The organism is Sporosarcina sp. P16b, assembly GCF_002743065.1.
Lineage (GTDB): Bacteria > Bacillota > Bacilli > Bacillales_A > Planococcaceae > Sporosarcina.
On record NZ_PDYO01000003.1, the window covers coordinates 174103 to 189148 of the forward strand.

A 15046-nucleotide genomic window follows, 5' to 3' on the forward strand; every position below is an offset into this window, starting at 1 on the left:
GAAAAAAGCTTTCACTCAGTTGAGTGGAAGCTTTTTGTGTTGGCAGAACCACAGCCGAAATACTGACCACTTACTAGCTCAAATCCAAGACTCATTGCATAAAGAAGTTATCTTCACCAATTTTGTCATATAAACCACTACGTTTGAACAAGCTCACTTTCTCAGGGGGTACTCTTTTAAAGATGAGTCGCTTGTTTTGGCGGTCTGCTTCGTCGAGCATAGCGGAAAGGGCTGCCTCACCAGTGGCATCGATAGCTGTCAGATTATTCATGTCCAAAATAATCGTCTTCTGGTCAAGATTCAATAATTCAGGGTATCGATCCTCGAAATGTTTGGCTGTACCGAAGAACAGAGGACCAGAGAGTTTGAATTTGATCAGCTCAGATTCATTTCCCGTAGATAACTTGAATTTTTCAACCTCGGATAGTTTACTCTTTTTAATATCCAATGAGCCGCTCATCTTGCGTAAGAATGACAGGGCGGCAAGCAAGATTCCGACTTCGACTGCGATTGTTAGATTCACGAATATGGTTAAAAGAAAAGTTGTCAGTAACACAAGTGAATCTCCTGAGCGTAACGAAGCGATTTGGGCGAAGGCTTTTCGTGAGCTCATATTCCACGCGACGAACATTAGAATGGGTGCCATTGCAGCCAACGGTATATAAGAAGCATAAGGTGCAAATAGTAATAAGAAAGCTAAGACAAATAAACTTTGCACAACACCAGAGATTGGACTGACCGCGCCAGAACCGATATTTGTGGCGGTACGTGCGATGGCACCTGTAGCTGGAATTCCACCGAATAATGGTGTAATGATATTGGCAATACCTTGACCGAATAATTCTTTCTTGGAATCATGCTTGGGTACCTTACTTTTCATTCCATCTGCAACGACTGCGGAAAGCAACGATTCGATTGCACCGAGTGCAGCAATGATTAGAGCGGGTTGCCATAGATTCACTAGTTTAGCGAACGTGATTTCAGGAAAATGAAAACTTGGCAGATGTTGCGGAATGCCACCGTATGCTGTCCCAATCGTTTCTACTTTACCTGGGAAGAACAACATCGAGCAGATAGTAGGAACCAACAGCGCAATAAGGAGCAACGGAATTTTGGGAGCGATTTTCGGTAATAGGAAGATGACGACGAGACCGATTGCGGCAGTCAGGATACTAAAGGTATTGACGGTATGAAATTGACGAGCGATTTCCACCATGCTTTCATGGAAGAACTCTTTTTTCTCTACTCCCGTCAATCCAAAGAAGTTTTGGAATTGTCCAGTAAAAATAATCACTGCTATACCGGCAGTGAATCCGATTGTCACCGATCGCGGGACGAAATGAATGAGATTACTGACACCGAGAAAGCTCATAATGACCAGAAGAATACCAGCGAGAAATCCGGCAATCAGAAGATCTTCGTAACCGTATTGCAGTACAATAGCTAGTAATATGGGAATGAATGCGCCAGTAGGGCCGGCGATCTGGTAACGTGAACCGCCTAGCAACGCGACTAAAAGTCCAGCAATAATTGTAGTATAAAGCCCGTATTCCGGTTTCACACCGGAAGCAATTGCAAAAGCCATCCCAAGTGGAATGGCTACAATTCCAACAGTAATCCCTGCAATTAAATCCTGCCGGAAGCCCGCTGCATTATAATGTAAATAACGTGGATCTTTGAACATGTTTGTTCACTTCTTCCATTTTTAGAGTATATATACAACACTAATTATACCGTATGCATAAGGTCTATACAAGGAGTGTATAAAAAAGGGGATGTATAAATATTCCGTCATTGAAGACGATAGTATCAAATCGTATAATTGAATCCAATATACTTTAATGTTAAAGTATATACTAGCAACAACAATAAAGGAGAGATATAAGATGAGCAGATTACAAGACAAAGTAGCATTCATTACAGGTGGAGCCTCCGGTATGGGTGAAATGATGGTAAAGCAATTCACGGCAGAAGGCGCGAAAGTAATTGCGGCTGACATCAATACAGCAGCACTTGAAGAGAAGTGGGGCGGTCAAGACGATATTCTCCCTATCCAATTGAATGTGACGGAAGATGCAGAGTGGAAAGATGCTATGAAAAAGGCTGTCGATCATTTCGGTAAAATTGATATTCTTGTGAATAATGCCGGGATCTCAACTGAAAAAACTGTAGATCAAATCACGATTGAAGACTGGCGCAGACTTTCAGATATTAATAGCTTCGGTACATTCCTAGGTATGAAACATGCCTCAACATATATGAAAGAAGCGAAAAAAGGTGCAATCGTCAATATTTCTTCTTATACTGCGTTGGTTGGTATGGGCTTGAATCCATATTCTGCATCTAAAGGTGCGGTACGTGCAATTTCTAAAGCAGCGGCGGCGGAATATGGACAGGTAGGAATCCGTGTAAACACGGTGTTCCCGGGAGTTATCGAAACGCCGATGGTTGCAAATCTTGAAGAGTCTAAGGCTCAACTTGATATGTTGATTAAAATGACTCCGCTCCAGCGTTTAGGTCAACCGGAAGATGTGGGGAATGCGGTACTCTTCTTGGCCTCGGATGAAGCGTCTTATATTACAGGCGCAGAGCTTGTGATTGATGGTGGTTATTCTGCACGTTGAGTAAAACAATAAATAAAACGGGTTGTCCTACAAGTCATTATGACTTACAAGACAACCCGTTATTTATTTTACGTCTACAAAGCGTTTAAAGCCCATGAAATGTGCGTTCCAATAGGAAGAATCTAGTGAGGCAACTTCAATAGCTTTCGTCCCCGCATGAATGAACTTATTGTCTCCGAGATAAATACCGATATGTGAGATGCCGGGGCGATATGTATTTTGGAAGAATAACAAATCTCCTACTACCGGATCTTTTATGAATAGAGAACGGTTATAGAAACCGATTGTATCTAATCGTGGAACTTTAACGCCAGCTTCGTTGAATGCATAAAAAATGAATCCGCTACAATCAAATCCTGCTGGGGTTACACCTGCCCATACATATGGTGTTCCTAGCAAAGGTTGCGTAATATCTACTAGTTTTTTACCTAGCGCCTGGCTAGTAATGGAAGTATTTGGCTGTGTCACTGGCTTGCTAGATGATAATGTGCCCAATGAATTAGTAGAAGAAACAGTTTTTGAAGAGTTTGCTTTATTTTCTACTATTAGTTTCTGTTTAACTTTGATATCATTAGAAGTAAGAGAATTCAGACGTTTTAGTTCGGTTACCGTAATCTTGTACTGATTGGAAATCTTGTAAAGAGTATCTCCTGCTTGCACAACATGCGTTTTCGATGCGGCGGCAACACTGCCAACTGAGATGCTTGTTGCAAGCAAAAAAGAGGCGATCGCGGCTAGGGCAATTTTCTTCATTTCGACGTATCTCCTTTTAGTAGACTAGATTTGGTACTTTGTACTGCAGAGTATTAATTTGTTATTAAACCTATAAACCTATCATACAATACAGTATTGGATATTAAACGTATCTTTGGAACTATCTTTTCCAATAGATTAATAGTTAGTTAGATTTAATGCGTGTGTAAATACCCTGAAATTTATTTTTGCGGCCCCGAAACAGTTCTGAAGTCTTGTTACTTGTTCATGACGATTATATATTTTATAAGAAATTGCTGAGGTTTATTTTATCGCATCGTGTAAATTATGGAAAAAAGCCCGTGAACAAATCCGGAAGAATACGACGGATTGTTCAGGGCTTTTCTGCTGTTTAAGAACGTCCAATAGGCCAGTCAAATGGAATGGATCCAGGAGGAGAGTGCTTAATGATATCGATCATCGGTATCGTATATGCGAATAAAATTAATGCAATTGTAATACCAACCCATACATACCAGTTCTCCAATATTTTCGGTGATTTCTCAGCATCTACTTCTTCTTCAGCGATTGGATATTCTTCGTAACCACGTGGAGCGAAGAATGCCAATTGAATGAAGATGTAGAACATCAATAGAATACCAACGAATAAAATGGTTCCACCGACAGCCTGCCACATTTGATAGCTGATCCATGTAGAAACTTGATCTCCACCTGCGTACTCAGAGAATGCTGAACGACGTGGTCCGCCGATTAATCCTTGAATGTGCATGGAAGTTGACATGATGGTCATACCAATTGCCCAAATGAACGTCTGAATGATACCTAATTTATTCAATGTAGGAGTCAATCGACGACCGGTCAAGTGAGGGATCAACCAATACGCAATACCGAAAAACGTTAAAATAACGGTTGTTGCAACTGTTAAGTGGAAGTGCCCTGTTATCCAAATCGTGTTGTGAACAAGAGAGTTTACTTGGTGAGAAGCGTTAATGATACCGCCTGCTCCACCTGGAATAAATGCCACCATACCAACGAAAGGTGCTAAGAATCGAACATCTTTCCAAGGAAGTTTTTTGAACCAACCGAATAGGGATGTATAGCCTTTTCTTCTGCCTGTAATTTCAAATGTAGCGAACAATGAGAATGCAGTCATCAAAGAAGGGATGACTACCATGAATGTTAAGACTACTTGGATGAACTTCCAAGTTGGGTCAATACCTGGTTCAGTCAATTGGTGATGGAATCCGACTGGAATCGAGAACATCAACAATAAAATGAACGCTAGTCTTGCTAATGGATCGCTGAATAGTTTTCCGCCGATGATTTTCGGGATAATTGCATACCAAGCCATGTAGGCAGGTAACAACCAGAAGTATACGAGCGGGTGACCGAAGTACCAGAATAATGTACGTGTCAATAATACGTTAACTGTTGCGACATAGCCAAGTGACCAAGGCAAGATCAATACGATGACTGAGTATGCTACACCAAGTGTTGCAACGAACCACATAATCATATTGATGACTACCATGAATGCTAATAAAGGAGACTTTTCACCTTTATGGGCTTTCTTCCATACATATAGTTGACGGAAGTTAGTGAAAGCGGCGATCCAGCTCCCTACAATGACGAATGTCAAACCGATGTAGAAAATAGGGTGTGCGCGAAGCGGAGTATAGAATGTATACAATACAGAAGCTTCACCTGTTAAGATCATCCATGCAGATAAAATTGTACCAACCAACATGACCCAGAATGAAATCCAGCCCCACATTAATTGTTTGTCTGAAATACCGACTGTTTTTCCCATAAGAGAAAATTGGAAACCGACGATGAAGAACGTAGTCAATACTAAACCGAGTATGACACCGTGTGTCGTTAAAATCGTATAGTAATCAATGTTGAAAGGTAATGTGTATTTACCAGAACGAACTAACGTCTGAAGCAGTCCCATCAATCCACCAATTAAAAGAGAGATAAATGTGACGTGCATAAAAGCCATATACAATCTGGATTCTTTTTTTGAAAAATTAAATAATTCCATGGGTTAGTACACCTCCACTGTGCCGAACATCAAATGGTGACCGATGCCGCAATATTCGTTACAGACTACCGTGAATTCGCCGTTGTTTTTCATGACTGATTCGAAGCGACTGATGTGTCCAGGTTCGACCATCATATTGACATTTGTACCTGCCACTTGGAATCCATGGACGACGTCTTTACTTGTGACTTGGAAAAGAACTGTGGAACCTTTTGGTACGCGAATCGTCTTAGTAGCGGTTCCGTCTTCTTCTTTACCAAGGTCATAGTTAAAAGCGGAAGCGACAATATTGACAACGTACTTACCGTCAGCAACTTCTGTCAAACCGAGATTATCAGGTTGGAATGATTCGTTCGCTTCAACATTTTGTGGGTCGATTGTTTCGATATGACTTTGTGGATGTGTTCCTTTCCAGAACGCCGCAAAACCAATAATGAGTAAGAATAAAACCAATGATGCTAAACCGAACACAATCCATACTTTTTCATACTTATGCAAATGCATAGTGTTTCCTCCTTTATTGCTAGTTATTATCTAGATAAGAATAATCCGTAAGCGCCGAACCACATGACAAGAATGACAATCCCGATGATCATCACCATGATCAGGGTACCTTTTAAATTCGCTTCTTCTTTTGGTTGATTTGTAGAAGATATCTTCTTGCTCAATACGGCCACCTCCTCGTCTACATGGAATTCATACTTTTATCATAATACTAGCGGGGGAATAAAGTATTAGGGAAATCCCTATGAATAGAAGATTAAACGTAATGTTCACAATATGTTCAACCACTTTACATGCTTTTGTCATACACGCTTTGTTGTATTATGATGTAAACTAGGTTGAAAGATCTGTTGGAATAGTTCGTTAGATGCGCGAATAAGTTTACGTGTAACAATGAGTAAATGGGGGAATACAGAGTGAGGTAACATGTACTCCATGTTGACCGTCTGTTGAATTGAAATTATACTATTATTAGGTAAAACCTAGGAAGCCGGTGTGTGAAATGGAAAATGTGAAATGGATAACAGTAGAAAACCCCGATGAAGGGGCTAAAGAAGTATTTAAACTGATTTCTGAAGAACTTCATAATAATAGATTGCATGTACTGGGATTGGCTACAGGCAGCACGATGATTCCGATTTACAATGAATGGACTAATTCGTCGTTAGACTTTTCAAATATTACTGCATTCAATTTAGATGAATACGTCGGTATTGACGCAGACAACCCGAATAGCTATGCATACTTTATGAATCAGCATCTATTCAGTAAAAAGCCGTTCAAAGAAACGCATATTCCGAATGGCATGGCTGAAGATTTAGATCAGGAGTGTAAAGATTACGAGAATAAATTGAATTCTCACCCGCTAGATATTCAACTTCTTGGAGTAGGGGAGAATGGTCATATCGCGTTCAACGAACCAGGAACACCATTTGATTCTGTAACACATGTTGCGACACTGACAGACTCTACACTGGGCGTTAATAGTCAATACTTCGAAAACGATGATAAGATTCCGAATAACGCATTAACGATGGGGATCTCTTCTATTGTAAAGTCGAAGAAGTTGATCATGGTGGCGTTTGGTGAGAAGAAGCGTCCGGCGATGGAGAAATTAAAAGCTGGAGAAATTACAACGGAGTGGCCGATTACAAAGCTATTGCGTCATAAGGATGTAGTTGTGATCACTGATTTACAGCTTGATTAAGTAGAATAGAGTATTATTAGAGACTATCCTGGAAGTGCAAGCTGACTTCTAGGGTAGTCTTTTTTTTTGTACAATACAATCAACCTAGTACATAGCTTTGCCAATTTTAGACACATATATTTCAAGCGTAACATAGTGTTTGTTTTTTGAAATAATATTGTTACATTACTGTAATAATTATAGAGTTTGTAAAATGCTAAGATATGGATACATAAATAAACAAGTACACAATGGAAAATACATACTATTATGGAGGAACTTATGAATCTATTACAAAAGGTTATTTCAGTCCTAGCACTTTCCACACTTTTGATCGTCTCGCCATTTGCGGGACAAGCAGATGCAGCCGCTAAAACAACGAATATCACAAAGACAGCAACTAGTTTAACGGGTATCAAATATCGCTATGGCGGTACGACTAGAGCAGGGTTTGATTGCTCAGGTTATGTTGGGTATGTATTCAAGCAAAATGGTTTAAAAGTAGCAAGAACTTCTAGTGCGATGTATGCATCAGGGCGTGCTGTAAAGAAATCAAATCTACGTAATGGTGATCTAGTATTCTTTAACACGACAGGACGCGGTGTTTCTCACGTTGGAATTTATGTTGGAAATGGCAAGTTCGCACATGCTTCTACATCAAAGGGTGTGCGTGTTGATAGAGTAAATGATACGTATTGGGGCAAGCGCTATATAGGTGCGAAGCGTGTTGCGGGTATTTAATAGAAGAGACATCGATCCTCCTACCTGGAGGATCGATTTTTTTGCGAAAAAATACCGGATAGAGAAGGGGAGACCCCATCTTATCCAGTAAATATTAGTTAGTTGCGTCTTGTGGAACGCGGATTGTCCAACGAGAGAAATCCGGTACTTCTTTCTTCACTAATTCCTTAGGATAGATGAATGTCCAAGGAGTCGTGCTGTTTGCTTTCACGGAAAGTGGAGGATTGAGGTCGAATGTTCCTCGTGCTACCAATTCTCCTGTTGCGTCAATCAATTCAAGCGGTAACTTTTCAATATTGATTTGTTTGGAGTGGCCGTTACGAACAAAAACGGATGCTGCAATCGTACCTTCATCTTGTGATTGGATTTGGAAACCGGCAATATTTACTTCGCGTGGCTTTAATTTCGGAAGATCGTTGACTATTTTTGATAACGCTTCTTTTTGCTCAGCAGGGAGTTGTTCTTCCCATGTTGGTGCTAATTCTAATTGATGTGGCATCATCGAGTGAACGTTGAATGCAAGCTTCCAATTCGCTGCAGGGATTTCTTCTACTAATTGATCTTTCTTTTCGAAAACGAATACCCATGGACGTGCGCTGCGCGCTGGGATTTCACCTAACTCATTCAAATCGAACTCCGCAGATGCGGCTGTATTGCCCTCTTCATCAAGTAATAATAACTCGATTTCGCCTACAGTGATCGCTTGATCAAGGGAAGAACGGAAGAATGCTTTAACTAACCAGCTACCGTTTGCAGGTTCCAAATCGATATCGATACCTGATAAGGAGATTTGATTTGGTTTTAAAGGCTCTAGTTCATTTGCTAGGAAACGAAAAACATATTCCTGCTCCTGTGTAAGATTCCATTGGTCATGAAGAGATAGTTCTGTTTCAATATCTTCATCGCCTGAACCTGCATGGCCATTTTCTAAAATTTCTTCGGATTCAACTGTACTGTCCAATCCGGTTTTTTCGGTTTTTTTGAATAAATTGAAGAGTTTCATTGGGAAACCTCCTGTTCTGTATTGAGTTGCTTCATGAATGCGATAATCTCAGACGCAATATCCCGGCGTAGGCGTTGATAGTGCTTGGCGAATAACTGCAAGCCTTCACGCTGGTAAATACGCATAGGATCTTCTTGTCCGTATGAACGCAATCCAATTCCTTCTTTTAGACGAGTCATTACCTCCAAATGCTTAACCCACATCGTGTCAATATAGCTCAACATGACTTGTGGCAACAGTTGGCTCACTTGTTCATTATCAGTGAAAGTGTCAATAAATGCAAACAACTCTGCCATTTCTTCATCGTACTCTTTCATTATATCTGCGGTTCTATCTACTGAATTGGGGAGATTTACCGGCGTCAGTAAAAGTGCGTTCATAGTCCGCTCGATACGATCAAAATCCCAGTTATCGGCAATTTCATTTTCTGGACAACTATCTAACACAACGAACTCCACTGTTTCTGACAACATCGTCTTGAGTTTATCGAAAATGTCCTCGCCTTCAAGTACGCGATTGCGTAAAGAATAGATGACTTCACGTTGATCATTAATGACATCATCTAATTTTAGATTATACTCACGCATTGAGAAGTGCGCGCCTTCCACGATACGTTGTGTGCGTTCCGTTAGTTCATCTACTTCAGGGTTCAGTACTTTACCATTCTCATCCGTACGGACTTTCGTCAAGAATTTCTCGAGTTCTTCAGGAGAGAAGCGTATGTACATTTCATCTTCTAAAGAAAGGTAGAATTGACTTTCTCCATGGTCACCTTGACGACCTGAACGGCCTCGTAACTGATTATCTACACGACGACTTTCATGTTTTTCTGTACCTAATACAAATAGTCCACCGTTTTCTTCCACGCCTTCACCTAGGACGATATCCGTTCCGCGACCTGCCATATTCGTAGCGACGGTAATATTGCCCGCTTGTCCAGACTCGGAAATCAATGAAACTTCCTGTTCGACACTTTTTGCATTTAATAGATGGAACTTCAATCCTTCATCACGTAAATACTTGGCGACTGCTTCGGACTGGAGAATAGATGTAGTACCGACCAATACAGGTTGTCCCTTTGCGTGACGAGAGGCTACTTCTTTTGCTACTGCTTTATACTTTTCCTCTGTCGTTCTGAAAACGCAATCAGGCGCATCGATTCGTGCACGTGGGCGGTTCGTCGGGATTTGGATTACATCCATATTATAGACTTCACGGAATTCCTTCTCCTGAGTTTTTGCAGTACCTGTCATTCCGCAAAGCTTTGGATACATACGGAAATAATTTTGAATGGTAATTTGAGCTTGTGCTTTATTTTCGTCTGTAATATCGACGCCTTCTTTCGCTTCAATTGCTTGGTGAAGACCATCTGATAACGTTCTACCTTCCATAATGCGACCAGTGAACATATCTACCAATTCAATTTTTCCGTCTCGTACGATGTAATCGACATCACGCTTGAAGATGACGAACGCACGGACAGCCTGGATGACGTAGTGGTAAAGTGTTTGGTGATCTAAATCATACAAGTTCCCAATACCGAATGCTTTCTCGACTTTTTCAATACCTTTTTCGGTAAGGGAAGTTGCCTTTGTTGCTTCGTCAAAGTCAAAATCTTCATCTACTTTAAAGCGTTTGGCTAGGCGAGCTGCGATATGGTGAAGATCCGCATCGGCTTGCGTTTTGCCTGCTACAATCAATGGTGTTTTCGCTTCGTCGATCAAGACGCTGTCGACTTCATCGATAATAGCGAAGTGATAAGGCCGCTGCACTTTTTGAGAAGTGTGTTGCACCATGTTATCCCGTAAATAGTCAAAGCCGAATTCTGTTCCAACACTGTACGTAATATCTGCTTCGTAGGCGGCTTGCTTCGCTGGTCCTTGCATCATCGGAACATTCAATCCAACAGTCAATCCAAGGAAGCGATGAATTTGACCGATTTGATCAAAGTCTCGTTTTGCTAGATAATCATTGACTGTAATGACGTGAACGCCTTTACCTTCAAGCGCGCGTACATAGGATGGGAGAGAAGCGACGAGTGTTTTCCCTTCACCGGTCGGCATTTCAGCAATATTACCTTCTGTTAATACAGCACCACCGATTAGTTGCACATCAAAATGGCGCATACCGAGAACCCGTTTAGATGCTTCACGTACGACTGCGAATGCATCGGGCATAATGGTCTCGACAGTTGCGCCGTCTTCCAACTGTTGTTTGAATTGCTCTGTCATTCCAGATAGATCATCATCAGACATAGCGATATATTTAGGTTCTAGTGAATTAATCTGCTCCACAATTTTGCGGTATTTACGCAATTGTCGTTCACTCGTTCCAGTTCTACGTTTAAAGATTTTTAACATGAATTAGACGCTCCTTTATAAATCTCTATCTTAAATGAGAGATTCCTATCTATTTTACCAAAAGGATCGATAAAAGACTATCTATATATAGATAGAGAAGAACAATAGATTGATCACAATTTACCACATGTAAAATGGTTAAATCCTTGTTGTGGCGGTATTAATTAGGGTTTGCAAGTAAGCGAGTAAGGGAATAGATGAGTAATGCATGCTAAATGATGAACTCTAGCAAAAATTATGTTATACTACAAGGAGATATGTACTTAATGCTATTTGGGGAGGAAAGACATGTTATTCATTGCAATGTCTGTAGCTTTTGTCGCTGCAATCATACTAACACCGCTAGTCATCAAATTCGCGTATCGGATCGGTGCGGTTGACCGCCCCAATTATCGGAAAGTTCACGCGAGAATCATGCCTAGAATCGGCGGGCTCGCAATCTTCGGAGCGTTTATTATTGGATATGCTATATTATTGCCGAAAGACGAGCACGCAGTAAGCATCCTAATCGGTGCGGTACTGATCGTCATGATTGGCTTTTTAGACGATATGCTGGAAATCACAGCAAAAGCAAAAATGTTAGGCCAACTAGCGGCTGCGTTAGTTGTTGTTCTATGGGGCGGATTACAAATTGAATTCATCAACTTGCCGTTTCTAGGTCAACTCGACTTTGGTTATTTCAGTATTCCGATCACGATCATTTGGATCATCGGAATCACGAACGCCGTCAATTTGATTGATGGATTAGATGGTTTAGCAGCAGGTGTTTCCACTATTGCGCTCATTGCTATTACGGTAATGGCTTTATTAATGGGAGATGTCTTTGTTGCTGCAACAGCTTCCATATTGGCAGCTAGTTCGCTTGGATTCTTAGTGTTCAACTTCCATCCAGCGAAAATTTTTATGGGCGACACTGGATCGCTGTTCCTCGGATTCATGATTTCGGTACTGGCATTACTCGGCTTTAAGAATGTTGCCGTTGTATCACTCGTTATTCCGATTATCATGCTAGGTGTTCCAATTTCAGACACATTCTTCGCGATTGTTAGACGCGTTCGCATGAAACAGTCTATTACAGCAGCAGATAAGTCGCATTTGCATCACTGTTTATTGCGCGTAGGTTTCTCGCATAGACAAGCTGTGCTTACGATTTATGGTATTGCAATTCTTTTCGGAGCAGCCGCTGTATTGTTCTCACAAGCAACAGTGTGGGGCGCATTGCTTCTGGTCTTCGTCATGCTGATTGTGATTGAACTGTTTGTAGAATTGATTGGTCTGGCAGGGGCGAATTATCGTCCGTTGTTAAATTTAGTACGCATGATTGGTAAATAAGAAAAACGTGTCCTTGTCTGCTGCGAAGCGGATGAGGGCTTTTTTTATGATCGTAAATAGTGAATTTGTAGTAGGGAGTGGAAAGGGGAATGCACCGTTTCGCTACGTTCCAGGCGGACGCGTTCGGAAGGGCTCGCGGTGAGCCAACCAGGTCGCTTCGCTTCCTTTTGGTTGTCTCACCTGTCGAGCTGATCCTTCCCGAGTCGCCGCCTTGCACTTCGCTTCACTAGTGTTTCTTTCTTGAACTTGTATTTTGCACTTAAATAGATTCGATAAACAAAATTACGTCAGTTAATAACTTCAATGTACTATCAAACTATTTACAGTCGCAAGGTAGAATTTACGTTCCAGGCGGCGACTCCAGCGGGAACAGCGCGAGCTGAAAGCCCCGCAGGGAGAGCCGTTGCGAAGTACGGCTTTTGCGAGTAAAAGTGAAGCGTTAGGAGCACATCTTTGCACTCGAAATGGATGAGGAGATTGAAGCCGTGCCCGCGGAACGCGTCCGCCTGGAACGTAAATCCCAAACCACTAGCTAATTAACACTCTTTAATCGAACCTACTCCTTTTCTCTATCTATAACAAAAGCGATGAAACCAGTTATGGTCACATCGCTTCTGAATGAACTATTGATAATCGGTTTGAGCTGATGCGGAGGATTGATCCGTGTCTAGCTCAGTTAAAGAAGAGGAGTCAGGGATGAACCCTAAGTGGGATTTTAAAATCTGCTTTACTTCTTCTAGCTTCTGCTCATCTAATTTGTAATAGTACGTACCTGTCGACATATCGTCATAGCCTGTCAATGTGATGGTATCAACGTCTGGTAGTCCGCTTTTTATATACTGAATAAACGACAATATTTGCTTGGATGTCATATCGGTCTTCATGTTATCGCCAAGTGCATTGATGACGTCCCCGTACTTTGTAATGGATGTAATCGATGTCGCTTCTTTTATCATGGCTTGAAGAATCATTTGCTGACGTTTACCGCGCTCGATATCATTATCTAGTTTACGAGTACGTGCTAAAGCCAATGTGTGGCGCCCGTCCAGGCGATGAAGTCCTGGCATTAGATGAATTGCATTTTTATCATTTTCATCTTTCTCGATACGCTCGTATGGAACTTCAACTTCTACACCGCCAAGTGCATCTACAACATCGATGAATGCATTAAAGTTCATTTTGACGTAATAGTTGACTGGAACATCAAATAGTTCTTCAACTGTATCAATAGAAGCTTTCGTTCCACCGTACGCATGGGCGTGTGTAATTTTATCTTTATAGTTTACCTGTGGAATATAAACATAGGAGTCACGAGGTATGCTGACGAGTTTGATGCTTTTGGTTCTAGGATTCAAAGTTGCAAGCACTAAAGCATCTGATCTTCCGTGCACTTCACGATCCTGGCGTGCTTCGCTTTCGTCTACGCCAATCAATAGAATCGAGACTTTATCTTTTGCAGGTTCTACATATATTTCTGGCGGATCTTGCTTGGCGATAGGTTCATACGAACGATCTAGTACATTCATTGCTTGGTTATGAAGCTTGAATGCATAAGTAGAAATAACTACGGCTGCGATAATGAACGTACAAAATGCTATTTTTAAAAAGCGCTTCGTTTTAGAAACCTTCTTTTTCCGATATTCTTCTCTTTTCATTTTAAACCTCCAGGGTGTACGGCAGAAAAAAACCGTCAATGGCGAATCTATGGGAAGTTGATTCTGGTGATAAGTTACACATCTTCACATAAAAATCCATAGTGACCAAACAAAATCAGACCTAATGCTCATAGGATCCACCTTCTACCATTATACCCGCTTTTCGATTGGACGTATAGTCAGATGTCGAACTCTAGGAATTTATGTCCGGTTGTGGCGATGATTGCCTGGCCGTTCGTTAATTCCATCATCCATTCCACAAAAATCTCTTGATCTTCTTCAGGAACATATAAAATGAGTTCAACGTCCTCTTCATAGATGATGTCGTTTAACGGGTAGTCGGATTGCCTTACTTCGTTTTCTACTTTACCTAGCCATGTATAATCAATAGAAACTTTAACTAGTGCGTGTAATTTTCTTTCCACAACACCTGTTGCGGCAATGCCTTCAGAAGCTGCTTTGCCATAAGCGCGGATTAATCCGCCACCACCGAGTTTGATGCCACCGAAATAGCGAGTGACGACAATCACGGTATCTTTTAGGTGTTGCTTTTTTAGAACTTCTAAAATAGGAAAGCCGGCTGTACCAGAAGGTTCACCGTCATCGTTCGCTTTTTGGATCTGGTCATGTTCTCCTATGATATAAGCTGAACAATTATGTGTAGCTGTATGATGGTCCTTTTTGATGTCCTGAATAAAGTCCAATGCCTCTTGTTCTGTCTCGACTCTCTTGACAAATGACAGAAAACGGGATTTTTGGATGATGAATTCACTCTCTCCGTACAGTTTTACGGTTTTATAATTAGCTCGCATTTGTCGTTCCCCCTACATTTGTAATATACTTATAATACTTTTTCATCATTAAAATGATATACTGTATAAGA

At 41.1% G+C, this 15046-nt stretch carries 13 protein-coding genes; 4 read left to right on the plus strand and 9 right to left on the minus strand.

What is annotated here, in order from left to right; translation table 11 throughout:
* Window positions 1-91: 91 nt before the first annotated feature.
* Window positions 92-1684 (minus strand): SulP family inorganic anion transporter, encoded by a 1593-nt coding sequence (locus tag CSV77_RS06440; RefSeq protein WP_099672761.1) that lies wholly within the window; start codon window positions 1682-1684, stop codon window positions 92-94.
* A 202-nt stretch (window positions 1685-1886) separates the two neighbouring features.
* Between CSV77_RS06440 and CSV77_RS06445 the strand changes: the two genes are divergently transcribed.
* Window positions 1887-2624, plus strand: coding sequence for an SDR family NAD(P)-dependent oxidoreductase (locus CSV77_RS06445; RefSeq protein WP_099672762.1), 738 nt, complete (start codon window positions 1887-1889; stop codon window positions 2622-2624).
* A gap of 63 nt (window positions 2625-2687) precedes the next feature.
* On the opposite strand, the gene CSV77_RS06450 is transcribed toward CSV77_RS06445, so the two are convergent.
* The 4 genes from CSV77_RS06450 to CSV77_RS06465 all read right to left on the minus strand — a co-directional run bounded on the left by CSV77_RS06450 (window position 2688) and on the right by CSV77_RS06465 (window position 6050).
* On the minus strand, window positions 2688-3377 hold the full coding sequence (locus tag CSV77_RS06450) for a C40 family peptidase (protein ID WP_099672763.1): 690 nt from the start codon (window positions 3375-3377) through the stop codon (window positions 2688-2690).
* Between the two features lie 352 nt (window positions 3378-3729).
* Window positions 3730-5382 (minus strand): b(o/a)3-type cytochrome-c oxidase subunit 1, encoded by a 1653-nt coding sequence (locus CSV77_RS06455; protein ID WP_099672764.1) that lies wholly within the window; start codon window positions 5380-5382, stop codon window positions 3730-3732.
* Window positions 5383-5385: 3 nt separating this feature from the next.
* Window positions 5386-5886, minus strand: coding sequence for a cytochrome c oxidase subunit II (locus tag CSV77_RS06460; protein WP_099631148.1), 501 nt, complete (start codon window positions 5884-5886; stop codon window positions 5386-5388).
* A gap of 26 nt (window positions 5887-5912) precedes the next feature.
* Window positions 5913-6050, minus strand: a complete 138-nt coding sequence (locus CSV77_RS06465) for a cytochrome c oxidase subunit 2A (RefSeq protein ID WP_233189615.1) — start codon at window positions 6048-6050, stop codon at window positions 5913-5915.
* Window positions 6051-6388: 338 nt separating this feature from the next.
* Here CSV77_RS06465 and CSV77_RS06470 point away from each other — a divergent pair, with 338 nt between their 5' ends.
* Window positions 6389-7093 (plus strand): glucosamine-6-phosphate deaminase, encoded by a 705-nt coding sequence (locus CSV77_RS06470; protein WP_099672765.1) that lies wholly within the window; start codon window positions 6389-6391, stop codon window positions 7091-7093.
* Between the two features lie 261 nt (window positions 7094-7354).
* Entirely contained in the window at window positions 7355-7813 is a 459-nt protein-coding gene (locus tag CSV77_RS06475; protein WP_099672766.1) for a C40 family peptidase, read from the plus strand.
* A gap of 94 nt (window positions 7814-7907) precedes the next feature.
* Here CSV77_RS06475 and CSV77_RS06480 read toward each other — a convergent pair whose 3' ends face one another.
* Together CSV77_RS06480 and secA2 are read right to left on the minus strand one after the other, a co-directional pair.
* Window positions 7908-8816: an accessory Sec system S-layer assembly protein gene (locus CSV77_RS06480; protein ID WP_099672767.1), complete on the minus strand. Its 909-nt coding sequence runs from the start codon at window positions 8814-8816 to the stop codon at window positions 7908-7910.
* Window positions 8813-11176 (minus strand): accessory Sec system translocase SecA2, encoded by a 2364-nt coding sequence (secA2, locus tag CSV77_RS06485; RefSeq protein WP_099672768.1) that lies wholly within the window; start codon window positions 11174-11176, stop codon window positions 8813-8815. Before secA2 ends, CSV77_RS06480 begins: the two co-directional genes overlap by 4 nt.
* Before the next feature lie 288 nt (window positions 11177-11464).
* Between secA2 and CSV77_RS06490 the strand changes: the two genes are divergently transcribed.
* Window positions 11465-12508 carry a glycosyltransferase family 4 protein gene (locus CSV77_RS06490; protein WP_099672769.1) on the plus strand — a complete coding sequence of 348 codons (1044 nt, stop codon included), beginning with the start codon at window positions 11465-11467 and terminating at the stop codon, window positions 12506-12508.
* Between the two features lie 623 nt (window positions 12509-13131).
* Here CSV77_RS06490 and CSV77_RS06495 read toward each other — a convergent pair.
* Window positions 13132-14163: an LCP family protein gene (locus CSV77_RS06495; RefSeq protein ID WP_099672770.1), complete on the minus strand. Its 1032-nt coding sequence runs from the start codon at window positions 14161-14163 to the stop codon at window positions 13132-13134.
* A gap of 179 nt (window positions 14164-14342) precedes the next feature.
* On the minus strand, window positions 14343-14975 hold the full coding sequence (locus CSV77_RS06500) for a YigZ family protein (protein WP_099672771.1): 633 nt from the start codon (window positions 14973-14975) through the stop codon (window positions 14343-14345).
* Window positions 14976-15046: the final 71 nt, after the last annotated feature.

Bases quoted from the DNA above. Each gene is read 5' to 3' on its own strand.
- CSV77_RS06440 (WP_099672761.1), bottom strand. From the start codon at position 1,684: ATGTTCAAAGATCCACGTTATTTACATTATAATGCAGCGGGCTTCCGG.
- CSV77_RS06445 (WP_099672762.1), top strand. From the start codon at position 1,887: ATGAGCAGATTACAAGACAAAGTAGCATTCATTACAGGTGGAGCCTCC.
- CSV77_RS06450 (WP_099672763.1), bottom strand. From the start codon at position 3,377: ATGAAGAAAATTGCCCTAGCCGCGATCGCCTCTTTTTTGCTTGCAACA.
- CSV77_RS06455 (WP_099672764.1), bottom strand. From the start codon at position 5,382: ATGGAATTATTTAATTTTTCAAAAAAAGAATCCAGATTGTATATGGCT.
- CSV77_RS06460 (WP_099631148.1), bottom strand. From the start codon at position 5,886: ATGCATTTGCATAAGTATGAAAAAGTATGGATTGTGTTCGGTTTAGCA.
- CSV77_RS06470 (WP_099672765.1), top strand. From the start codon at position 6,389: ATGGAAAATGTGAAATGGATAACAGTAGAAAACCCCGATGAAGGGGCT.
- CSV77_RS06475 (WP_099672766.1), top strand. From the start codon at position 7,355: ATGAATCTATTACAAAAGGTTATTTCAGTCCTAGCACTTTCCACACTT.
- CSV77_RS06480 (WP_099672767.1), bottom strand. From the start codon at position 8,816: ATGAAACTCTTCAATTTATTCAAAAAAACCGAAAAAACCGGATTGGAC.
- secA2 (WP_099672768.1), bottom strand. From the start codon at position 11,176: ATGTTAAAAATCTTTAAACGTAGAACTGGAACGAGTGAACGACAATTG.
- CSV77_RS06490 (WP_099672769.1), top strand. From the start codon at position 11,465: ATGTTATTCATTGCAATGTCTGTAGCTTTTGTCGCTGCAATCATACTA.
- CSV77_RS06495 (WP_099672770.1), bottom strand. From the start codon at position 14,163: ATGAAAAGAGAAGAATATCGGAAAAAGAAGGTTTCTAAAACGAAGCGC.
- CSV77_RS06500 (WP_099672771.1), bottom strand. From the start codon at position 14,975: ATGCGAGCTAATTATAAAACCGTAAAACTGTACGGAGAGAGTGAATTC.